18 protein-coding genes are annotated in these 21,396 nt (G+C 68.7%); 10 read left to right on the plus strand and 8 right to left on the minus strand.

What is annotated here, in order from left to right; all coding sequences use genetic code 11:
• Positions 1-11: 11 nt before the first annotated feature.
• The 3 genes from D3218_RS03060 to D3218_RS03070 all read right to left on the minus strand — a co-directional run bounded on the left by D3218_RS03060 (position 12) and on the right by D3218_RS03070 (position 2,605).
• Complete coding sequence (locus tag D3218_RS03060; protein ID WP_168990395.1) at positions 12-1,136, minus strand: M23 family metallopeptidase; 1,125 nt, start codon at positions 1,134-1,136, stop codon at positions 12-14.
• Positions 1,137-1,304: 168 nt separating this feature from the next.
• Positions 1,305-2,126 (minus strand): ferritin-like domain-containing protein, encoded by an 822-nt coding sequence (locus D3218_RS03065; RefSeq protein WP_119538390.1) that lies wholly within the window; start codon positions 2,124-2,126, stop codon positions 1,305-1,307.
• The gene (locus tag D3218_RS03070; RefSeq protein WP_119538391.1) at positions 2,123-2,605 is read right to left on the minus strand and encodes a peroxiredoxin; all 483 of its coding nucleotides are present in this window, start codon (positions 2,603-2,605) and stop codon (positions 2,123-2,125) included. The genes D3218_RS03065 and D3218_RS03070 overlap by 4 nt, the downstream gene beginning before the upstream one ends.
• A gap of 205 nt (positions 2,606-2,810) precedes the next feature.
• Here D3218_RS03070 and D3218_RS03075 point away from each other — a divergent pair, with 205 nt between their 5' ends.
• Positions 2,811-6,152, plus strand: a complete 3,342-nt coding sequence (locus tag D3218_RS03075) for a hypothetical protein (RefSeq protein WP_119538392.1) — start codon at positions 2,811-2,813, stop codon at positions 6,150-6,152.
• A 2-nt stretch (positions 6,153-6,154) separates the two neighbouring features.
• On the opposite strand, the gene tyrS is transcribed toward D3218_RS03075, so the two are convergent.
• Together tyrS and D3218_RS03085 are read right to left on the minus strand one after the other, a co-directional pair.
• Positions 6,155-7,405 carry a tyrosine--tRNA ligase gene (tyrS, locus tag D3218_RS03080; RefSeq protein ID WP_119538393.1) on the minus strand — a complete coding sequence of 417 codons (1,251 nt, stop codon included), beginning with the start codon at positions 7,403-7,405 and terminating at the stop codon, positions 6,155-6,157.
• A gap of 61 nt (positions 7,406-7,466) precedes the next feature.
• On the minus strand, positions 7,467-8,141 hold the full coding sequence (locus D3218_RS03085; protein ID WP_119538394.1) for an alpha/beta hydrolase: 675 nt from the start codon (positions 8,139-8,141) through the stop codon (positions 7,467-7,469).
• A gap of 218 nt (positions 8,142-8,359) precedes the next feature.
• Between D3218_RS03085 and D3218_RS03090 the strand changes: the two genes are divergently transcribed.
• From D3218_RS03090 to D3218_RS03125, 8 genes are all read left to right on the plus strand, one after another.
• Positions 8,360-9,535 carry a cysteine desulfurase family protein gene (locus tag D3218_RS03090; RefSeq protein ID WP_119538395.1) on the plus strand — a complete coding sequence of 392 codons (1,176 nt, stop codon included), beginning with the start codon at positions 8,360-8,362 and terminating at the stop codon, positions 9,533-9,535.
• Between the two features lie 136 nt (positions 9,536-9,671).
• Complete coding sequence (gene sufB / locus D3218_RS03095) at positions 9,672-11,210, plus strand: Fe-S cluster assembly protein SufB (protein WP_119538396.1); 1,539 nt, start codon at positions 9,672-9,674, stop codon at positions 11,208-11,210.
• Positions 11,211-11,287: 77 nt separating this feature from the next.
• On the plus strand, positions 11,288-12,043 hold the full coding sequence (sufC, locus tag D3218_RS03100; RefSeq protein ID WP_119538397.1) for a Fe-S cluster assembly ATPase SufC: 756 nt from the start codon (positions 11,288-11,290) through the stop codon (positions 12,041-12,043).
• Positions 12,043-13,278, plus strand: a complete 1,236-nt coding sequence (sufD, locus tag D3218_RS03105) for a Fe-S cluster assembly protein SufD (RefSeq protein ID WP_119538398.1) — start codon at positions 12,043-12,045, stop codon at positions 13,276-13,278. The genes sufC and sufD overlap by 1 nt, the downstream gene beginning before the upstream one ends.
• A gap of 52 nt (positions 13,279-13,330) precedes the next feature.
• Positions 13,331-14,575: a cysteine desulfurase gene (locus D3218_RS03110; RefSeq protein ID WP_119538399.1), complete on the plus strand. Its 1,245-nt coding sequence runs from the start codon at positions 13,331-13,333 to the stop codon at positions 14,573-14,575.
• An 11-nt stretch (positions 14,576-14,586) separates the two neighbouring features.
• Positions 14,587-15,012 (plus strand): SUF system Fe-S cluster assembly protein, encoded by a 426-nt coding sequence (locus D3218_RS03115; protein WP_245414892.1) that lies wholly within the window; start codon positions 14,587-14,589, stop codon positions 15,010-15,012.
• 74 nt (positions 15,013-15,086) lie between these two features.
• On the plus strand, positions 15,087-15,470 hold the full coding sequence (gene sufA / locus D3218_RS03120; RefSeq protein ID WP_119538400.1) for a Fe-S cluster assembly scaffold SufA: 384 nt from the start codon (positions 15,087-15,089) through the stop codon (positions 15,468-15,470).
• Between the two features lie 7 nt (positions 15,471-15,477).
• Complete coding sequence (locus D3218_RS03125) at positions 15,478-15,882, plus strand: TfoX/Sxy family protein (RefSeq protein WP_119538401.1); 405 nt, start codon at positions 15,478-15,480, stop codon at positions 15,880-15,882.
• Here the strand turns inward: D3218_RS03125 and D3218_RS03130 are convergent.
• From D3218_RS03130 to parE, 3 genes are all read right to left on the minus strand, one after another.
• Complete coding sequence (locus tag D3218_RS03130) at positions 15,863-17,383, minus strand: DEAD/DEAH box helicase (protein WP_119538402.1); 1,521 nt, start codon at positions 17,381-17,383, stop codon at positions 15,863-15,865. The genes D3218_RS03125 and D3218_RS03130 overlap by 20 nt on opposite strands.
• Before the next feature lie 220 nt (positions 17,384-17,603).
• Positions 17,604-18,194, minus strand: a complete 591-nt coding sequence (locus D3218_RS19910; protein ID WP_210209622.1) for a hypothetical protein — start codon at positions 18,192-18,194, stop codon at positions 17,604-17,606.
• Positions 18,195-18,225: 31 nt separating this feature from the next.
• Complete coding sequence (gene parE / locus D3218_RS03140) at positions 18,226-20,262, minus strand: DNA topoisomerase IV subunit B (protein ID WP_119538403.1); 2,037 nt, start codon at positions 20,260-20,262, stop codon at positions 18,226-18,228.
• 216 nt (positions 20,263-20,478) lie between these two features.
• Between parE and D3218_RS03145 the strand changes: the two genes are divergently transcribed.
• Entirely contained in the window at positions 20,479-21,378 is a 900-nt protein-coding gene (locus D3218_RS03145; protein ID WP_136625047.1) for an alpha/beta hydrolase, read from the plus strand.
• Positions 21,379-21,396 lie beyond the last annotated feature (18 nt).

Raw genomic sequence — 21,396 nt, forward strand, 5'->3', positions numbered from 1 at the left:
TTGTTGGAAGGTCAGAGTTCGGCCCAGCGGCGACCGGCGTCGATGTAGCGTTGCGGATTGACGGCCTCGCCGTTCACCCGCACCTCGTAGTGCAGGTGCGGCCCCGTGCTGCGTCCCGTGGTGCCGATCAGGCCGAGCCGCGTGCCCGGCGCAACGCTCTGTCCGACGCGGACGTCGATCCGCGACATGTGGGCGAAGCGCGTGGTGACGCCGTTGCCGTGATCCACCTCGACCGCCAGCCCGTAGCCGCCCTGGTCGCCGGCCGAGATCACGCGGCCTTCGCCCGTGGCACGGACTGGCGTGCCCGGCGCCCCGGCGAAGTCGATGCCCGTGTGCATCGCCGCGCGGCCGAGGAACGGGTCGGTGCGCAATCCGAAGGTCGAGCTTCGCACCGTGCCCGGCGGCTTGGGGTCGGCCAGCGGCAGGCGCTCGGCCGTGCCGCGCAGGTCGTCCATGCGCGACAGCATGCCCTCCAGCAGATGCAGCTGCGTGTCGAAGGAGGCGTCGGCCGGGGGCGGCACGAAGATGCCGCCTTCCCCCATGTCCGCTCCAAGAGGACGCAGGAGATCGCTCATGCGATCGACCTTCTCGGCGGCGTCCTGCGACAGCTTGGCGACGCCGGCCGCCTGCTGGCCCTCGACCATGCCGACGCTCTGGCGGATGGAGGGCAGCACCACGTCCCGGATATGCTCCACCGCATCGGCCCGCGCGTCCCGCGAAGGCGCCAGCGCCTTGCCGATGCGCCCGAGCATGCCCCAGCCGCCGGCGGCGGGCTCCGTGGACGCTGTCGTGGCGGCATCGATCAGCCCCTCGGCCGCTGCCTTGTCGAGCAGGGGTTCGAGCTTCTCGAACCGCCCGACGAGCTGCGCCTGCTGCGAAAGCAGAACGTCCAACTGCTTGGCGATCTGATCCCGGTCGATGTGCTGCCGGGTGGTCAGCTTGTCCACCTCCTGGCGGAGCCCGCTGATGCGCTTCTCGTAGACGGTGGTCGTCGCGACCTCGCGCTCCACCATCATCCGCACCACGCTGTCGCCCGACAACGACAGGCCCACGGCGCCGATCCCGCCGACGACGCCGAGAACCGCCGCTACGGCGGCGGTGCCCAGGAGCCAGGACGGCACGGTCCAGTGGCGCACGCGCTCGCCGCGCGCGATGACGATCGTATGGGATCTGACTCGGTTTCCGAAAACGGAACCGCGAGGCTGCAAACTCATGCACCCGCTCCACCCGCGCCGGACAGTCGGCAACATGGAGGAATTAGAAACGGTTAAGGTTAAGGGGTCGTTGACGCGGCGTGCCGACGGCTATTGCGAGAGCGGCGACAGGTTGCGGTAGAAGGTCGGCGTCAACCCGGCTTCCGCGCGGGCGCGGTCGTTGAAGGGCGCCTTGACCTCGCCGCGGAAGCACTCGCGCACGAGTTCCTGGAACCGCCGCGCCGGATCGATCCGCTGGCGCGCGCACAGGAAGCGGAACCACTTGGCGCCGACCGCGACGTGACGTTTCTCGTCGTTGTAGATGACGTCGAGGATGGCCGCCGTTTCGGGGTCTCCGACCTCGTGGAGCTTGGAGAGGAGCGATGGCGTGACGTCCAGCCCGCGCGCCTCGAGAATCAGCGGCACAACGGCAAGGCGCGCCGCCAGATCGTGGCCGGTGACCTCCACGGCCTGCCAGAGACCGTCGTGGGCGGCCATCGCGCCGTAGCGCGAGCCGAGCGCGGCGAGCCTGTCCGACAGCAACCCGAAATGGCGCGCCTCGTCGGTCGCCACCATCATCCAGCCGTCGAAGAACGAGCGCGGCACCGGCTGGCCGCAGAAGCGGGCGACGATGTCGAGCGCGAGGTCGATGGCGTTAAGCTCGATATGGGCAAGGGCGTGGATCATCGCGATCCGCCCGTCCAGCGTATGAACGGAACGCCGTGGCACGTGGCGCGGCGAGACCAGCATCGGCTCGGCCGGGCGGCCCGGCCGCGCGGGCAGGGGCGGATCCGAAGGCGCCGACAGGCCGAGCGTACGCGCCGCCCACCGTTCGCCGGCCAGACGCGTCAGTTGCCGCTTGCGATCGAGGTCGGGCTCGCCCAGCGCCTCGATCGCGAGCCCGCGCAGGGTGGGCGTCGCCAGACGGCTCACGCGGCGGCGCCCGCCAGCTTGCGCGCCTCGTCCAGCACCTCGCGAGCGTGCCCGTCCACCTTGACCTTCGGCCAGACACGGCGGACGACGCCTTCGCCGTCGACCAGGACGGTGGTGCGTTCCACCCCCATGTAGGTCTTGCCGTACATGCTCTTCTGCACCCAGACGCCCGCGGCTTCCAGGAGGGTGCGCTCGGTGTCGGCCAGAAGGGGCACGGCGAGCCCGTGCTTGTCGCGGAAGCGGCAGTGCTTGTCCACCGGATCGGGAGACACGCCGTAGACCGGCACGCCGGCAGCGGCGAAGTCCGGGGCGAGGGCGGTGAAGTCGAGCGCCTCCAGCGTGCAGCCGGACGTGTCGTCCTTGGGATAGAAGAAGGCGACGAACGGCCGGCCGCGAAGCTGCCCGCTCGCCACCCGGCCGCCGTCGTCCGCCGGGAGGTCGAAATCCGGAAATGCCTGTCCCGCGGTCAAGTTCGCCATTCGTCCGTCCTTTCGGTCCTCATGCGCCTCACTCGGCGTCGCGTCCGGCGCGACCGAGCCGCTCGCGAAACGAGCGCACGCTTCCAATTCGCCCTCAATCATAGCGTCGGCAAGTCGAAGGCAAGCTATCGCCGTATTGATGGGTCCTTAAGGGTGGGGTGGCTTGTAGCGCCCTTCGCCGCTCAATGGGAGACGATCGGACTTGATGGGAAGAATTCGGCGTCTCGTCGGTGCGGTTCTCGGCCTCCTTCTGTTTCTCGTCGTGCTCGTTGCGGGCGCGGCGGCGTTTCTCCTTGCCACCGATACCGGCGAGCGCTTCGTCCAGTCGCAGACCCAGGCGGCGCTTTCGCGGCTTCTGGGACCGCGCTACGAGGCCTCGCTCGGACGCCAGCAGCTCGAACTGCGCCGGGACGGCACGCTGGCGCTGAACTGGTACGACGCCGCCCTGCATCGCAAGGACCGGCCGGACCGCGAATCGCGGGTCGACCGGGTGTCGGTGGCGCTTCGGCTGATGCCGCTTGTCGGCGGCTCGCTGGAGTTCGGCAGGCTGGAAATCGCCGGAGCCGACCTCGACCTCGCCGCCTTCGCGGGAAACGCCCCTCGGGCGCCCAGGGACTCCGCCGCGGCTGCGGACGGACGCTCAGTGCTGGCGCGCACGATCGACAACGGCGTCGCGGCGCTCGAACGACAGCTCCAGGCCTTGCAGGCGTTCCATTTCGATACGCTGAGCCTCCAGGACATCCGCGTCGTGGGATTGCCGGACGCCGCGAAACCGTGGTCGGACCTCGTGGTCCGGCGAGTGGAGTTGCACCGGGCGCTGGACGGCACGCTGCGGCTCGTTTCCAACGTCGAGGCGGGGGCGATCCCGCTGCTGCTTTCGGGCACGGCGGAGTTCGATCCGGCCACGAGCCGACTGACGCGGCTCGGCGCGCATTCCGGTCGGATCGACCTCGGCGCCGTGGCGCCTCCGGCGGACGAGGCCGACGAGCAGGACGAGCGGCCATTCGGGAGCGATTCCGAAACCTGGTTCGATCTGTCGCTCGACCGCGCCCGGCCCGACGAACCCGCCGTCGTACGCGCAAGCGCCCACCTCGGCGCGGGGCATCTCCAGCTCGGCCTGAACCGCACGCGCGTGGAAAGCGGGCGGCTCGACGCGACCTATCGCCAGGGCGACGAGCGGCTCGTCATCGAACCGAGCCCGTTCCGCTTCCGCGACGTCGCCTTCGACCTGTCGGGCTCGGTGGAGCAGACCAACCGCGACGCGCCGGACGAAGCGCCGGTCTACGGGTTCAAGGTCGCGGCGCCGGCGATCCGCTCGGCGGTCGGGCGGGACGCCGCATCGGAGGGCTCACCGATGAGCGCCGACCTCGAGCTGGAAGGCAGCTTCACGCCGCGCGCGCGGCAGCTCGAACTGCGGTCCGCCTCGCTGCGAACCGACGGCGGGACGCTGGAAGGCAGCGCCGGCTACGACGGCTCGGCGCCCGATGCGCGCAGCTTCCTGAACCTCGGCGCGACGTCCATTTCGGCCGCCTCGGTGAAGGCGTTCTGGCCGTTCAACATCGCCGGAAAGGCCCGTCGCTGGGTCCTGGATCACCTGGCGTCCGAGGGTCATGTGCCGAGCGGCACGATCGCGATCGACATCCGGCGCGACCGGATCGGCGAGGCCTTCAAGATCGGCGGTTCGCCAAGCGACACCGAGCTGCGGCTGGACGTTCCCGTACGCGGCGTGGCGCTCGCGACCGTCGGCGATCTGCCTGGTCTGCGGCAGATGGACGGTCTGTTGACCGTGCGCGGCATCCGCACCGACATCGCGGTGGAGAAGGGGGCCGTCGACGGTTTCGACAAGATCGCGATCGAGCCGTCCCACCTGGTTCTCCAGCGCCCTCCCGAGGGCAATCCCCGCGATCTCGGGATCGAGCTCGACATGCAGGCGTCGGGCGAGATCGCGCAGCTCATGGCGGTGGCGGATCGTGAGCCGATCCACGCCTTCCGCAACGTTCCGCTCGCGATCGACCCGTTCAAGGGACGCGCGTCCGCCAAGGTCGGCGCGACGCTCGTGCTCGGCGACGACATCCCCCGCGACCGACAGGTAACGAGCTGGAGCGTGGAGGCCGAACTCGACGGCATCGATCCGGGACAGGCGATCGAAGGGCGGAGGTTCTCGGACCTGCACGGCTTGTTCCATGCGATCCCCGGACAGGCGAGCGGTTCGCTCGACGGTTCGATGGACGGCATACCGGCCAAGATGACCTTCGCCTTACCCTTCGGCGCGAACCCGGTGGGAGCCCGCAGTCTCGAGGCGGACCTCAAGGTGCCGTCCGCCAAGGTCGTCGACCTCGTGCCAGCGCTGGACGGTGTGGTGAAGGGGACGATCGCCGCGCGGATCACCGACGACGCCGACGGCATGCATGCCCGACTCGACCTCGGCCAGACCCAGCTCGACCTGCCGGCCGTGGCCTGGAGGAAGGGCGCCGGCATCGCGGCCGAGCTCTCCTTCGCGCTGCGGCGCGACGGCGACACGACCGAGCTGCGTGATCTCGATCTGAAGGGCGACGGGTTCCGCGCGAGCGGAACGATCGCGGTGGACAAGCGCGGGCTGCGCCGGGCCAGCCTCAGCCGCGTCGCTCTCAATCCGGGAGACGCGGTCGCGGTGGACGTCGAACGGCACGGCGACGGGTTCGGCATCCAGGTCCAGGGCGACCGCTTCGATGCACGTCCGATCCTGGCCGAGATCAAGGCCGGCCTCGGACGCGACAAGAAGGGCCGCGTGGGCGGCGGCACGTTCGACGTGACGATGGACGTCGGGCGGCTCGACGGGTTCAACGGACGCGCCGTGGACGGGTTCTCCCTGAACTACGCGTCGGCGGACGGGCGCATGGCGGCGCTGGCGCTCGGCGGTTCGATCAACGGCGCCAGCCTCGCCGGCGATCTCGCGCCGCAGAAGGACCAGCGCCGCATCCGCATCGCGGCGGGCGACGTGGGCGGCCTGCTCGGCTTCGCCGGGCTCTACGGCCACATGGAAGGCGGGCAGGGAACCCTTGCAGTCATCGGCTCGGCCGACGCGGGCTATGCGGGCGACCTGAAGCTCACGAATTTCACCTTGGTGGACGAGCCGCGCCTGTCGCGCATCGTGGGCTCGTCGCCGACACCTGGTGCCGCCAGCCTGTCGCAGGCGATCGGGCAGGACCTGCGGACGGAACGGGCCTTCTTCGACCATGCCTCGGCCAAGCTCGCCTATGGCAAGGGCAGCCTGCGGGTGGCGGACGGGATCGTGCGCGGGCCCATCTTCGGATCGAGCTTCGCCGGCGTCGTCTACGATCCGAGCGGCCAGATCGACGTGTCGGGCTCGTTCATGCCGGCCTACGGGATCAACCGGGTGTTCGGCGCGATCCCGCTTCTCGGGCAGATCCTCGGAAACGGCCAGGAGGGGGGGCTGATCGGGATCACCTACCGCTTGAGCGGGGCCATGGCCTCGCCGTCGCTGGTGGTGAACCCGATCTCGGCCATCGCGCCCGGCATCTTCCGCCAGATCTTCGCCTTCGACTGAGATCAGTCGGCGGTCTTCACCAGGACATGCCGCTTCTTACCCAGCGAGAGCTTGGCGACGCCGTCCGCCAGCGCCGACGCGGTCACCGTCATGCGCTCGTCCGAGACGGGCTGGTCGTTGAGCCGGACCGCGCCGCCCGCGACATGGCGCCGCGCCTCGCCGTTCGAGGCGGCAAGACCGGCCTTCACGACGAGCGACAGGATGCCGACGCCGCCATCCAGTTCGGCCTTCGGAAGGAGAACGGTCGGCAACGTGTCGGCGAGCGCACCTTGCTCGAAGGTCGTGCGGGCCGTCGCCTCGGCTTCCTCGGCCGCGGCGCGTCCGTGAACGATCGCGGTGGTCTCGGTGGCGAGGATCTTCTTCGCCTCGTTGATCTCGGCCCCACCGAGCGCGGCGAGGCGCGCGATTTCGTCCAGCGGCAGGCGGGTGAAGATCTTCAGGAAGCGTCCGACGTCGGCGTCCTCGGTGTTGCGCCAGTACTGCCAGAACTCGTACGGGCTGAAGAGGTCGCCGTTGAGCCACACGGCGCCCGAGGCCGACTTGCCCATCTTCTCGCCGGAGGACTTGGTGAGCAGCGGCGTGGTCAGCGCGTAGAGCTGCGGGCCGCCCATGCGGTGGCTGAGGTCGACACCGTTGATGATGTTGCCCCACTGATCGGAGCCGCCCATCTGCAGCACCGTGCCGTAGCGCCGGTTGAGCTCGGTGAAGTCGTAGCCCTGCATGATCATGTAGTTGAATTCGAGGAAGCTCAGCGACTGCTCCCGGTCGAGCCGCAGCTTCACCGAATCGAAGCTGAGCATGCGGTTGACCGAGAAATGCCGCCCCACATCGCGCAGGAACTCGACGTAGTTCAGCTTCATCAGCCAGTCGGCATTGTTCACCATGATGGCCGCATTGGGCCCGTCGTAGCGCAGGATGTTGCCGAAGACGCGCTGGATGCCGTCGATGTTCGTCTGGATCTGCTCGGGCGTCAGCATGCCGCGCTGGCTGTCCCGGAACGACGGATCGCCGACCATCGACGTGCCCCCGCCCATCAGGCTGATCGCCTGGTGGCCCGTCTCCTGGAGCCAGTAGAGCATCGTGACCGAGATCAGGTTGCCGATGTGGATCGACGTCGCCGTGGCGTCGTAGCCGACATAGCCGGTGATCCGGCCCCGATGCGCGAGCGCGTCCAGTCCCTCGGGGTCGGAGACCTGATGGATGAACCCGCGCTCGTCGAGAACGCGCAGGAAGTCGGATTTGAAGCGGCTCATGGGTCTGTTCCGTCGCATGGGCGGCGGCGGCGCGCTCGGGCGCGGCCGCCGGCTGTCGGGCTTACTTCAGGCGCTTGGGCCGGGCGTCGGAGAGCTCTCCGGCCAGGCGGCGGTCGAGATATTCGGAGCACTCGGCCAGAAGCTCCTCGGTCTGCTCGCCGAAGAAGTGGTTGGCGCCCGCCAGCGTCTTCTGGGTGATCATGATGCCCTTCTGGGTCTTGAGCTTGTCGACAAGCCCCTGGACGTCCTTGGGTGGCGCCACCTTGTCCTTCTCGCCGTGAATGATGAGGCCCGAGGACGGGCAGGGCGCCAGGAACGAGAAGTCGTAGGAATTGGGCTGCGGCGCGATGGAGATGAAGCCCTCGATCTCCGGCCGGCGCATCAGGAGCTGCATGCCGATCCAGGAACCGAACGAGTATCCCGCCACCCAGCAGTGCTTGGAATCGGGGTGCAAGGCCTGGATCCAGTCCAGCGCGGCGGCGGCGTCCGACAGCTCGCCCGCGCCGTGGTCGAACTCGCCCTGGCTGCGCCCGATTCCGCGGAAATTGAAGCGCAGCGTCGTGAAGCCGCGCTCCACGAACATGTAGAAGAGCTGGTAGACGATCTGGTTGTTCATCGTGCCGCCGAAGCGGGGATGCGGATGGAGAACGATCGCGATCGGCGCGTTCTTCTCCTTCGCCGCCTGATAGCGACCTTCCAGGCGGCCGGCCGGTCCGTTGAAGATGACTTCGGGCATTGCATAACCTCAAGGGGGACTCGGGTGACCGGACGGGCCAGGCACCTTGACGGGGAATGGGCAGCCTCTTAAAGTTCTTGGTTAGAACGATTCAAAACTACACGGGTCCTACAGGGGCGCTATGTAGTCCGCCGAGTGCTTCGAACACAAACATTTTCGAGCGTCGGCTGTTGAGCGAACCCTCGACGGGCCAACCGGAAGAAGCGCGAAGGTCGGCTGTGCGCGAGACGCGTCTTTATCTGGACCACAACGCGAGCGCGCCCCTCCTGTCCGAGGCGCGGGACGCCATTGTCGCCGCGCTGGCGACAGTGGGCAACCCGTCGTCGGTCCATGCGGAGGGACGCGCCGCACGCTCGCTCCTGGCGACGGCCCGCGCCGACGTGGCGCGGCTGGCGGGTGCCGAGGCCGAAGCCGTGGTCTTCACCAGTGGCGCGACGGAAGCGGCGTCGACCTGCCTGACGCCGCATTGGGCGCGGGACGGGCGGGACGTGACCGCCGCTCGGCTTGCGGTGATCGACACCGACCACCCCTGCATCCGCGAAGGCGGCCGCTTCGCATCCGCCGACGCGACGCGCCTTCCGGTCGATCCGAACGGCGTGGTGCGGCTCGACGCGCTGGACCGGTGGCTCGCGGCCGGGCCACCGGGTCTCGTGGCCTTCTGCGCCGCCAACAGTGAGACCGGGTTGCTGCAACCGGCGGGCGAAATCGTGAGCCGGGCGCGAGCCGCAGGCGCGATCGTCGTCTGCGACGGCGTACAGGCGGCCGGGCGGATCCCGCTGGATGCGCTGGCGCTCGGGGCGGACGCGTTGATCCTGTCTGCCCACAAGATCGGCGGCCCGAAGGGGGTGGGTGCGTTCGTGCTCGGCTCCACCGGCCTTCGCCCCCGTCCGCTGCTGACCGGCGGCGCGCAGGAGACGCGCCAGCGCGCCGGAACGGAGGCTGCGGCCCTGATTGCCGGCTTCGGCGCGGCGGCATGCCTCGCTCGGCGCACGCCCGAAGAGCGCGCCCGCATGCTCGACCTTCGCGAGCGGCTGGAGCGCGGCATCCTGACGCTGTCGCCGGGATTCTCGATCGTCGGCGGCACGGCGGAACGCCTGCCGCAGACCGTGATGCTGCATCATCCCGGCCGACGCGCCGAGACGGCGCAGATCGCCATGGACCTCGCCGGGATCGCGGTCTCGGCCGGGTCGGCCTGCGCCTCCGGCAAGGTGGGCGGGTCGTCGGTCCTGGAAGCGATGGCGCGCGGCGGCGCCGCCGTGGAGCCCGACATGGGCGGACTGCGGATAAGCTTCGGGCCGGAAACGGAAGCGGCCGCGATCGACCGCTTCCTGTCGGCCTTCGGCGCGCATTGCGCCCGCTCGGCCGAAAGGGCGGGCACACGACAAGTCGCGTGAACGGCGTCAGCCAATCTGGTCCGGCACCTTCAACTTTTAGGGTCGGACCCCCATTTGAACCGTTGTGAACTGCCGCTATAGGGCAGTCCACGAGCCAACCACCGGACCTTGAATCCGGCGAGTGTGGAGAGAGACGATGCCAGCAGTCCAGGAGACGATCGATCAGGTGCGCCAGATCGACGTCGACCAATACAAGTACGGCTTCGAGACGCTGATCGAGATGGACGTGGCCCCGAAGGGGCTGAACGAGGACACCATCCGGTTGATCTCGGCCAAGAAGAACGAGCCGGAATGGATGCTGGAATGGCGGCTCCAGGCCTTCGAGCGCTGGAAGTCGATGGAGAGCCCGTCCTGGGCGCGTCTCGACTATCCGCCGATCGACTTCCAGGACATCCACTACTACGCGGCGCCGAAGTCGATGTCGGGCCCGGCCTCGCTCGACGAGGTGGACCCCGAAATCCTGCGCACCTACGAGAAGCTCGGCATCCCGCTCAAGGAGCAGGAGATCCTCGCGGGCGTCCGCAGGGCCGACGAGCCCTCGCAGTTCGACGCCGAGGACGATTCCGGCGTGCCGCCCTCGGAGGGCAGCTACGGCCGGCGCGTGGCCGTGGACGCGGTGTTCGATTCGGTCTCGGTCGCGACCACCTTCAAGAAGGAACTCCAGAAGGCCGGCGTGATCTTCATGCCGATCTCGGAGGCGATCCGCGAGCATCCCGAGCTGGTGCAGAAGTACCTCGGCTCGGTGGTCCCGGTGTCGGACAACTTCTTCGCCACGATGAACTCGGCCGTCTTCACCGACGGGTCCTTCGTCTACGTGCCGCCGGGCGTCCGCTGCCCGATGGAGCTGTCCACCTATTTCCGCATCAACGAGCGCAACACCGGCCAGTTCGAGCGCACGCTGATCATCGCCGACAAAGGCTCCTACGTCTCGTATCTCGAGGGCTGCACGGCGCCCCAGCGCGACGAGAACCAGCTCCATGCGGCGGTGGTCGAGCTCGTCGCGCTCGACGATGCCGAGATCAAGTACTCCACCGTCCAGAACTGGTATCCGGGCGACAAGGAGGGCAAGGGCGGCATCTACAACTTCGTCACCAAGCGCGGCGACTGCCGGGGCGCGAACTCGCGCATCTCTTGGACGCAGGTGGAGACGGGCTCGGCCATCACCTGGAAGTACCCGTCCTGCATCCTGCGCGGCGACGGCTCGCGCGGCGAGTTCTATTCGATCGCGGTGTCCAACGGACGCCAGCAGATCGATTCGGGCACCAAGATGATCCACATCGGCAAGAACACGTCGAGCCGGATCATCTCCAAGGGCATCTCGGCGGGCAACTCGAACAACACCTATCGCGGCCAGGTCACGGCCATGCGCAAGGCCGCGAACGCGCGCAACTTCACGCAGTGCGATTCACTTCTGATCGGCGAGGAATGCGGCGCGCACACGGTGCCCTACATCGAGGCGAAGAACGCGACGGCGCAGTTCGAGCACGAGGCGACCACCTCGAAGATCTCCGAGGATCAGCTCTTCTACTGCATGCAGCGCGGCATCCCCGAGGAGGAGGCCGTGGCCCTGATCGTCAACGGCTTCGTCAAGGACGTGATCCAGCAGCTCCCCATGGAGTTCGCCGTGGAAGCGCAGAAGCTGATCGGGATCTCGCTCGAAGGCAGCGTCGGCTAAGCGTCGACGCCTGCCAGCCCACACCATCTCGACCGCGCACCGACCGATGCGCCGACCAACGCTCTAGAAGAACGAAGATGCTGGAAATCAGAAACCTGCACGCCCGTGTGGCGGATACCGACACCGAAATCCTGCGCGGCCTGGACCTGACGGTCGCGGACGGCGAGGTTGCGGCGATCATGGGGCCGAACGGGTCGGGCAAGTCCACCCTGTCCTACATCATCGCCGGCCGCGAGGACTACGAGGTCACCGAAGGCGACATCCTGTACAACGGCGAGTCGATCCTGGAGATGGATGCGGCCGAGCGCGCGGCCTCCGGCGTGTTCCTGGCCTTCCAGTACCCGCTGGAGATCCCGGGCGTCGCCACGATGACTTTCCTCAAGACGGCCCTCAACTCGCAGCGCAAGGCGCGCGGCGAGGGCGAGCTGACCACGCCCGAGTTCATGCGCCGCGTGAAGGCCTCGGCGGCCGATCTCAAGATCGAGGCGGAGATGCTCAAGCGCCCCCTCAACGTCGGCTTCTCCGGCGGCGAGAAGAAGCGCGCCGAGATTCTGCAGATGGCGTTGCTAGAGCCCAAGCTCTGCGTGATGGACGAGACCGATTCCGGCCTCGACATCGATGCGCTGAAGATCGTGGCGGACGGCGTCAACGCGCTGCGCGGCCCCGACCGCTCGTTCTTGGTCATCACGCACTACCAGCGCCTGCTCGATTACATCGTGCCGGACAAGGTGCACGTCCTCTACAAGGGCCGGATCATCAAGTCCGGCGACAAGTCGCTGGCGCTGCAGCTCGAGAACGAGGGTTACGCTCAGATCATCGGCGAGGCGGCCTGATGTCGGCCGTCACCCAGACCCGCACCAAGGCGGAACTGGCGCTGATCCAACGCGGCCAGACCTCCGCCGCCACCGACGCGCAACGGCGCGCGCTCGACGTGCTGGCGGCCGAGGGCCTGCCGAGCCGTCGCGTCGAGGCCTGGCACTACACGGATCTGCGTGTCCTGCTGGGACGCCAGGCCGAGGCGGGGAACGAAGGCGGCGAGCCGAGCTATCTGACGCCCTTCCTGCCGCACAGCGTGGTGGTGGAGCTCGGAACGGCGGGCGCCGGCAACGACCCGGCGCCGGGCGTCGCGATCGAGGCGGCTACGCAGGCCCCGGGGTACGACGAGGTGGTCAACCATCTCGATCGCGCGGTGGATACGGTTCGCCTCGTCAATACGGCGATGGGGGCGGCGGGCTCGCACCTGCGCATCGGCAAGGCCGAGGGCGCCGAGAGCGTCACCGAGCTGCGCCCGCAGCCAGGCGCCGGCGGCAGCCATGCCTTCTCGCGCGTCGAGGTCGGCGCGGGGGCCCGGGCGACGCTGGTCGAACGCGCGCCGGCGGGCGCGGCGGGCGACCTGTCCTCGGCCGTGCACGATCTCGACATCGGCGACGGCGCGGAAGCGCTGTGGATCGTGGTGCAGGAGAAGGGCGCGGCCGAGACGCATCTCGGCCAGCTCAACGTGCGCCTCGGCGCGGATGCCAAGCTGCGGCTGTTCGTCCTGAACGCCGGAGGCGCCGTCGTGCGCCAGGAAGTCCACGCGGTGACGGTGGGCGAGGGCGCCGACATCCAGATCCGCGGCGTCAACCTTCTCGAGGCGGGCCAGCACGTGGACGTCACCACGACGCTGAACCACAACGTCGCGCACACGACCTCCACCGAGATCTTCCGCAACGTGGTGTTCGGCGGACACGGCGTGTTCCAGGGCATGATCCGCGTGGCCAAGGGCGCGCAGAAGACCGACGCGCGCCTCGCCTGCAACACGTTGCTCCTATCGGACGACGGCGACTTCTCGGCCAAGCCCGAGCTGGAGATCTTCGCGGACGACGTTCAGTGCGGCCACGGCGCGACGGCCGGCGAGATCAACGCCGATCACCTCTTCTACCTCATGAGCCGAGGCATTCCCGAGGCGCCCGCGCGCGCGCTTCTCGTGAAGGCCTTCGTGGACGAGGTGGTGGAGGACCTGGAGGACGAGGCATTGGTCGAAGCGCTGGAAGCGCGGATCGACGATTGGCTGGCGCGGGACCGGTAGTCCCGCGCACCATCCGAGCCGGCTTGCCGCCGGAAACGCGGAGAGCGGACCGATGAACATTCAGACCGTCGCCAGCGAGCGATACGATGTCGAGGCGATCCGTCGCGACTTTCCGATCCTCGCGCGAGAGGTGCACGGGAAGCCGCTGGTCTATCTCGACAACGGCGCCTCGGCGCAGAAGCCGCGCCAGGTTCTGGACCGTATCCAGTCGGCCTATGCGAGTACCTATTCCAACGTGCATCGCGGGCTGCACTTCCTGTCGAACAAGGCGACGGAGGAGTTCGAGGCCGCGCGCGAGACCGTTCGCGGCTTCCTGAACGCCGCGAGCCACGACGAGATCGTCTTCACCCGCTCGGCCACAGAGGCCATCAACCTCGTGGCCTACGGCTACGGGATGAAGGAGATCGGGGAGGGCGACGAGATCGTGCTCACGGTGATGGAGCATCACTCCAACATCGTGCCATGGCATTTCCTGCGCGAGCGCAAGGGAGCCAAGCTCGTCTTCGTGCCGGTGGCGGACGACGGGTCGATCGCGCTCGAGGACTTCGAGCGGGCCCTTTCGCCGCGCACCAAGCTCGTCGCCTTCACACACATGTCCAACGTCCTCGGCACCGTGACGCCGGCGAAAGCGGTGACGGCGCTCGCGCATTCGCGCGGCATCCCCGTGCTGATCGACGGCAGCCAGGGGGCCGTCCATCTGCCGGTGGACGTGCAGGACATCGGCTGCGACTTCTACGTGCTGACCGGGCACAAGGTCTATGGCCCGACCGGCATCGGCGTCCTCTACGGCCGCTTCGAGATGCTCGACCGCATGCAACCGTTCAACGGCGGCGGCGAGATGATCGTGGAGGTGAGCGAGGAGAGCGTGACCTACAACGCCCCGCCGCATCGCTTCGAGGCCGGCACGCCGCCGATCGTCCAGGCGATCGGGCTCGGCGCCGCGCTCGACTATATGCTCGCGGTCGGGCGGGAGCGGATCGCGGCGCACGAGGAGAGCCTTCGGGCCTATGCCCACGAGCGCTTGAAGGCGGTGCCCACGCTGCGCATCTATGGCGAGGCGCCGGGCAAGGGCGCGATCGTCGCCTTCGATCTCGAAGGCATCCATGCCCACGACGTGTCGATGGTGATCGACCGCGAGGGTGTGGCGGTCCGCGCCGGCACGCATTGCGCCCAGCCGCTGCTGCGGCGTTTCGGGGCGACATCCACTTGCCGCGCCTCGTTCGGCATGTACAACACGCTGGCCGAGGTCGACCGCCTCGCCGAAGCGCTGGAAAAGGCGCATCGCTTCTTCGCCTGAGGAGCCATCTGATGGCCGACACACACGACACGGCGGCGCTCGATACGCCGCAGACCACCGACGCGGAGCGCGTCGGCGCCAACCTCCAGACTGCCGGAACGGCCAAGGAATCGGCCATTCCGCCGGACGAGCTCGCCCGGCTGACGGACGACATCGTGGCCGCGCTCAAGACCGTCTACGATCCCGAGATTCCCGCCGACATCTACGAGCTCGGCCTGATCTACAAGATCGACATCGACGACGACCGCAACGTCGACATCGACATGACGTTGACGGCGCCGGGCTGCCCTGTGGCGGGCGAGATGCCGGGCTGGGTGGAGAACGCCGTCGGATCGGTGGAAGGCATCCAGGTGGTCAAGGTCGAGCTGGTGTTCGATCCGCCCTGGACGCCCGAGCGCATGAGCGAGGAAGCCCAGGTGGCCGTCGGCTGGTTCTGACCAGCCGGAACGGGCTTGCGCGACCGCGCCGCACGTCCCAACTTGCTGATGACACCGCCTTGAAGGAGCCTCCCATGGGCCGCTTTTCCGTTCTTTCCCTGTCCGACGCCGCCGCCGAGCGTGTGCGCGCGATCGTGGAAGCGCGCGGCGGCGAGGCGCTGGGCCTGCGCGTCGGCGTCAAGAAGGGCGGCTGCGCGGGCATGGAATACACGATCGACCTTGTGACGGAGCCGAAGCCCGGCGAGGACATGGTGGAGCACGCCGGGGCCAAGGTCTTCGTGGCCCCCGAGGCGGTGCTGTTCCTGCTCGGCACACGCATGGACTACGAGGAGACGACGCTCCGGTCCGGTTTCACCTTCACCAACCCCAACCAGACCTCGGCCTGCGGCTGCGGCGAATCCATCGAACTCAAGCCGGCGGACGACGCGGCCGTGGCGGCGGCGCGATCCGCGGCCTGAGACCGCCTTGGACGACGAAACGCTCCACGAGCTGTTCGCATCGCTCCAGCCGATCTCGATCCGCCGCATGTTCGGGGGGAAGGGCGTCTACGCCGATGGGCGCATCTTGGCCGTCGTCCTGAGGGACGAACTCCTGCTAAAGACCGATGCCCTCACCGCCGCCCGGTTCGAGGCGGCCGGCGCGCGCCGCTGGACCTACCAGCGCGAGGGCCGGGCCCCCGTCGACATGCCCTATCACAGCCTTCCCGAGGACGCCTGGGACGATCCCGAGATAATGGCCGAATGGGCCCGGCTCGCGGGCGAGGCCGCCGTGCGGCATGGCATGAAAAAGCCGCCGAGGCGCGGCAAGCGTCCACCGGCAGCCGAAGAGAAAGGCGAACCGCGTCGGCGGATCAGGCGCCCGTCTGAATGAGCATGAAGGCGGGGATCTCGTCGCCGAAGCCGACGGGCGTCGCGTCGTCTCGGCCCGAGCCGCCGCGCTCGCCGGACCGCCGCCCACCACCCGCCTGCGGGCGGTCGTTGCGGCGCGCGGGACGGCTCTCCTCGCGCGGGTCGGCGCGCTTAGCCGGCTCGGCAGGAATGGCCTCCAGAAGCTCCGACGCTGCCTGCTCCACCTCGTTGCCGCTCTCGTCGTCCACGACGCTCTCGGCGGCCGCCTCGCGGCTGCGGCGGGTGGTCCGTCCCGAACGCGAGGACGAGCGCCGCCCGTCCGTCTCGCTCCGGCGACTGGCGCCCCGGCGGCCCTTGGGCGCCTCTTCGGTCTCCTCGACGGCCGGTAGCGACGCGACGTCGCCGTCGAGCCATTCGACCTGCTTGCCGATCATCGTCTCGATCGCGTCGAGATATTTCTTGTCGGCCTTCGCGACGAGGGTGAACGCCTTGCCCGAGCGGCCGGCACGGCCGGTACGGCCGATGCGGTGAACGTAGTCCTCGGCATGGATCGGAACGTCGAAATTGAAGACGTGGCTGACCATCGGGATGTCGAGGCCGCGCGCGGCGACGTCGGAGGCCACCAGCAGCGTCAGCTTGTTGTCGCGGAAGGCCTGCAGCGTCATCGTGCGCGCGCGCTGGTCCATGTCGCCATGCAGCGCGCCGACGGAGAATCCATGCTTCTCCAGCGAGCGGAAGAGCAGCGACACGTCGCGCTTGCGGTTGCAGAAGATGATGGCGTTGGTCAGCTCGTCGCCCTGCTCGCGGATCACCCGGCGCAGCGTCTCGCGCTTCTCGTAGTCCTCCTTGCGGGTCGCGACCAGCCGCTGCTCAACGGTGAGAGCGGTGGACGAGGCCTTGGCGACCTCGACCCGCACGGGGTTCTGGAGGAACTGGTCCGCGAGGCGCGTGATCTCGGGCGGCATCGTGGCCGAGAAGAACAGCGTCTGGCGCGTGAAGGGGATCATCTTGCAGATGCGCTCGATGTCCGGGATGAAGCCCATGTCGAGCATCCGGTCGGCTTCATCGATCACGAGGATCTCGACGCCGGTCATCAGCAGGCGGCCGCGCTCGAAATGGTCGAGAAGGCGGCCCGGCGTCGCGATCAGGACATCGACGCCGCGTTCCAGCTTCTTGTTCTGCTCCTCGAAGGAGACGCCGCCGATCAGCAGCGCCACGTTGAGGCGCTGATTGACGCCGTACTTGACGAAGGATTCTTCGACCTGCGCGGCGAGCTCGCGCGTCGGCTCGATGATCAGCGTGCGCGGCATGCGCGCGCGGGCGCGGCCCTGCTCCAGCAGCGTCAGCATCGGCAGCACGAAGGAGGCGGTCTTTCCCGTTCCGGTCTGGGCGATGCCCAGCACGTCCCGCCGCTGGAGTGCGTGCGGGATCGCTTGTGCCTGAATCGGCGTCGGCTCCGTGTAACCGGCCGCTTCCACGGCGGACAGAACCTTCGCACTCAGACCAAGATCAGAAAAGGGCATGAAATCGGATGTCTCTTGCTGCCGGACTTGGGAGCAAGTCCGAAGGAGCTTCGTATCCCGTGACGGGCGATAGGCGTCCAAGTCCGGTCTGTCAACCAGAGAACAAGTTCGCACGCATCTTATCCTCCGCCGAAGATTAGTCCGGCGGCGGCGATTCTTGCTGCGACTTCGTATCCCGAACTATTGGCGCCCGCGAAGGCGCGCGTCGAGCCGGGGCGGCTCAGTTCGACGCGGGACCGAAGCGATAGGGCTGGCCGGGCGCCACGAACAGCTCGTAGGTCTCGGAAATCTCGCCGTCGAGCGGCACGATGTCGAAGAACAACGTCAGGTTGCTTTCCTCGCCCTCCGCCGGCGCGTCCGCGCGGTAGCCGACGATCGCCCCGTCGACCTCGGCGATCTCGGTCACCTCGGTGCTCGCCACCACCAGCGGCTTGCCGTCGCGCTCCTCGACCTGCTGGAAGAAGAACCGGCTTCCCTTCGTCTCGCCGAGCGCCTGCGTCATGATCGTGCGCCACACGCCGTTGCGCTCGCCCTCCACCCAGGGACCGACGATCTGCACGTCGCCGATGACGGGCGACAGGTTGGCGATCGCGCTCATGACCTCGGCGTTGCGATCCGTCGACGGCGACGCGGCCGGAGCGTCCGATCCGGCCGGCGCTGCGGGCGCTGCGGGTGCCGGCGCAGTTGGAGCCTCGGCGGGGGCCGGAGCGGCGGCGCCGTCCTGCGGGGCGGGCGCGGCAGGCTCCTGCGCCATCGCCGGCACGGCCGAGACGATCGCCATGGCGAACGCGGTGCGGATCAATCGATTCATGGTCGTACCCCCGGCTGTCGGCAAAGTCTCTTCAGACGTCGAGATCCTGGACGAAGGCCGCCCGATCCTGGATGAAGCGGAAGCGCGCCTCGGGCCTGTTGCCCATCAGCGCATCCACCGCACCCGCCGTCCCGGCCTCTGGAGAAGCATCGATCTCGACGCGAAGCAAGGTGCGCCGTCGCGGATCCATCGTGGTTTCCTTGAGCTGGGCCGGCAGCATCTCGCCGAGGCCCTTGAACCGGCTGACCTCGACCTTTCCCTTGCCCTTGAACTCGCGCGCCACGATCCGCTCCCGGTCCGCGTCGTCGCGGGCGTAGATCGTCTTGCCGCCCTGCGTCAGCTTGTAGAGCGGGGGCACCGCCAGGAAGAGGTGACCGTTGCGGATCAGCTCGGGCATCTCCTGGTAGAAGAAGGTGATGAGTAGGGAGGCGATGTGCGCGCCGTCGACGTCGGCGTCGGTCATCACGACCACCCGCTCGTAGCGCAGGTCGTCGTCGCGATACTTGCCGCGCGTGCCGCAGCCGAGCGCCAGGGTGAGGTCGGCGAGCTGCTGGTTGGCGCCGAGCTTTTCGCGGCCGGCCGACGCGACGTTGAGGATCTTGCCGCGCAGCGGCAGCACCGCCTGGCGCGCGCGGTCCCGCGCCTGCTTGGCCGACCCGCCCGCCGAGTCGCCCTCCACGATGAACAGCTCCGCCCCGGCAGCGCCGGTCTGCGAGCAGTCCGCCAGCTTGCCGGGCAGGCGCAGCTTGCGTGTCGCCGTCTTGCGGCTGACCTCCTTTTCCTGCTTGCGCCGAAGCCGCTCGTCCGCACGCTCCACCACCCAGTCGATCAGCCGCGAGGCATCCTGCGGCGAGGAGGCGAGCCAGATGTCGAAGGAATCGCGGATGGAGGTCTCGACGATCCGCTGCGCCTCCGCCGTGGCGAGGCGGTCCTTGGTCTGTCCCACGAATTCCGGCTCGCGGATGAACACCGACAGCATGGCCGACGCGGTGATCATCACGTCGTCGGCGGTGATGCTGGCCGCCTTGCGGTTGCCGGACAGCTCGGCGAACGCCTTGAGGCCGCGGAGCAGGACCGCGCGCAGGCCCGCCTCGTGCGAGCCGCCCTCCGGCGTCGGGATGGTGTTGACGTAGGAACGGACGGCGCCGTCCTCCATGGTCCAGGACACGGCCCATTCCACCGCGCCGTGGCCGGACACCTTCTCCGTCCGCCCCGCGAAGATCTGCGAGGTGACACGCGTCTGGCCGCCGAGCGAGGCCTCCAGATAGTCCTTGAGGCCGCCCGGGAAATGGAAGCTGGCGCGGGCGGGAACCTTGCCGTCGCCCGGCAGCAGAGCGGGCGCGCAGGACCAGCGGATCTCGACGCCGCCGAAGAGGTAGGCCTTGGAGCGCGCCATGGCGAAGAGGCGGGCCGGCTGGAAGGTCGCGCCGTCGCCGAAGATCTTGGTGTCCGGGCGGAACCGCACGCGGGTGCCGCGCCGGTTCTGCACCTCGCCCACCTCCATGAGGCCGGACGTGGGAATGCCGCGCGAATACGTCTGCCGATACAGCCGCCGGTTGCGCGCGACCTCGACCTCCAGCGCGTCGGACAGCGCGTTGACAACCGAGATTCCGACGCCGTGGAGGCCGCCCGAGGTCTCGTAGACCTTGGAATCGAACTTGCCGCCAGCGTGCAGCGTCGTCATGATGACTTCCAGCGCCGACTTGTCGCGATACTTCGGGTGCGGGTCGATGGGAATGCCGCGCCCGTTGTCGGTCACCGACAGGAAACCCTCCTCGTCCAGCGCCACTTCGATGAAGTTGGCATGGCCGGCGACGGCCTCGTCCATCGAGTTGTCGATGACCTCGGCGAAGAGATGGTGCAGGGCCTTCTCATCGGTTCCGCCGATATACATGCCGGGCCGGCGGCGAACGGGCTCGAGCCCTTCCAGCACCTCGATATCGGCCGCCGTATAGTCGGCGGGCGGCATGGGGGAGGGCGCGGGAGCCGGTTGCGCCCGATCGCTCTGCGCGCGCTCGGCGGACGGACGGGACGGCGCGCGGGCTCCGGCGAAAAGATCCTGACTCATACGTTCATCCGGCTTCGGACAGACCACTCGCGGACGTGCTGCGGCATGATGTCGAGGTAACCTTTCGACCTTTGTTCTGCAAGTGTTCTCACCCGTCGCGCATGATGCGGCGGGGGACCGGGCGCGTTTATCCCGCACATGGCGCATCGCCGCAACGCCTGCCCGCGTGCCGGCCCGCTAAGGTGAGCCGGAACCGGGGCGAAAGGGGAACCGAGGATGCGCAGAACAAGCCGGGTGCTGGGCCTGGCCGTCGGCCTGCTTTGCGCGGCCACGGCGAGCCGGGCCGAGCCCTTCGCGCCGTTCCGGGACGAGCTTTTCGCCTATCCGCAGCCGGTCGCGAGCCTCGACGACGGCCGACGGCTCGACGTGCCCTACAGCGAGGAACGGGATATCGATCGCAGGGACGAGATACCCGAGCGCCGCGTGAGGCGCGCCTATGTCGAGCTACGGGGCCTGGGCGCGGCGTCGGAGCGGACACTGCGCACGCCGGATGGCCTCTTGCGCTTCGCAACCTTGGGTGCGTCGCGGGGCGGGAGCACCGTTCTCGTGTTCGTGCACGGCCGCAACGGGGATCGCCGACTGGGCCTCAACGACTGGTCGTTCGGCGGAAACTTCAACCGGCTCAAGAACCTCCTCGTGCGCGCCGGCGGGACCTACGTCACGGTGGACGGAGGCCGGCTGGACGACGCGGACGCCGGCCGCGTCGGGCTCCTGCTCCGCGAGCTTCGGCGCGAGCATCCCGCCTCGACGCTGATCCTCGCCTGCGCCTCCATGGGCGGGCAGATCTGCTGGTCGCTGGCCACCAGCAACGCTGCGCCGCCGATCGACGCGATGGTGCTGCTCGGCACCGACTCGGCGCCGGAGCGTTTCCGCGCGCTGCGCAGCAGCCGGCCCGAGCCGATGCCTGTCCTGATCGCGCACGGGACACGCGATAAGGTCTACGCCTTCGATCGCCAGCTCGCGGCGTATCGATCCGTGCGTGCGGCACAGCCGACCTATCCCATCCGCTTCGTGGGCTTCGAGGACGGCAACCACGGCACGCCGATCCGCATGGTCGACTGGCGCGACACGTTGAATTGGATCGCCGGCGCGGTTAGGCCTCCCGGGTCGCCATAGGGCGGGCGGATCGCGCTG

This window comes from Aureimonas flava, from assembly GCF_003583935.1.
Classification (GTDB): Bacteria; Pseudomonadota; Alphaproteobacteria; order Rhizobiales; family Rhizobiaceae; genus Aureimonas; species Aureimonas flava.

Bases quoted from the DNA above. Each gene is read 5' to 3' on its own strand.
- D3218_RS03070 (WP_119538391.1), bottom strand. From the start codon at position 2,605: ATGGCGAACTTGACCGCGGGACAGGCATTTCCGGATTTCGACCTCCCG.
- D3218_RS03075 (WP_119538392.1), top strand. From the start codon at position 2,811: ATGGGAAGAATTCGGCGTCTCGTCGGTGCGGTTCTCGGCCTCCTTCTG.
- tyrS (WP_119538393.1), bottom strand. From the start codon at position 7,405: ATGAGCCGCTTCAAATCCGACTTCCTGCGCGTTCTCGACGAGCGCGGG.
- D3218_RS03085 (WP_119538394.1), bottom strand. From the start codon at position 8,141: ATGCCCGAAGTCATCTTCAACGGACCGGCCGGCCGCCTGGAAGGTCGC.
- sufB (WP_119538396.1), top strand. From the start codon at position 9,672: ATGCCAGCAGTCCAGGAGACGATCGATCAGGTGCGCCAGATCGACGTC.
- sufC (WP_119538397.1), top strand. From the start codon at position 11,288: ATGCTGGAAATCAGAAACCTGCACGCCCGTGTGGCGGATACCGACACC.
- sufD (WP_119538398.1), top strand. From the start codon at position 12,043: ATGTCGGCCGTCACCCAGACCCGCACCAAGGCGGAACTGGCGCTGATC.
- D3218_RS03110 (WP_119538399.1), top strand. From the start codon at position 13,331: ATGAACATTCAGACCGTCGCCAGCGAGCGATACGATGTCGAGGCGATC.
- D3218_RS03115 (WP_245414892.1), top strand. From the start codon at position 14,587: ATGGCCGACACACACGACACGGCGGCGCTCGATACGCCGCAGACCACC.
- sufA (WP_119538400.1), top strand. From the start codon at position 15,087: ATGGGCCGCTTTTCCGTTCTTTCCCTGTCCGACGCCGCCGCCGAGCGT.
- D3218_RS03130 (WP_119538402.1), bottom strand. From the start codon at position 17,383: ATGCCCTTTTCTGATCTTGGTCTGAGTGCGAAGGTTCTGTCCGCCGTG.
- D3218_RS19910 (WP_210209622.1), bottom strand. From the start codon at position 18,194: ATGAATCGATTGATCCGCACCGCGTTCGCCATGGCGATCGTCTCGGCC.
- parE (WP_119538403.1), bottom strand. From the start codon at position 20,262: ATGAGTCAGGATCTTTTCGCCGGAGCCCGCGCGCCGTCCCGTCCGTCC.
- D3218_RS03145 (WP_136625047.1), top strand. From the start codon at position 20,479: ATGCGCAGAACAAGCCGGGTGCTGGGCCTGGCCGTCGGCCTGCTTTGC.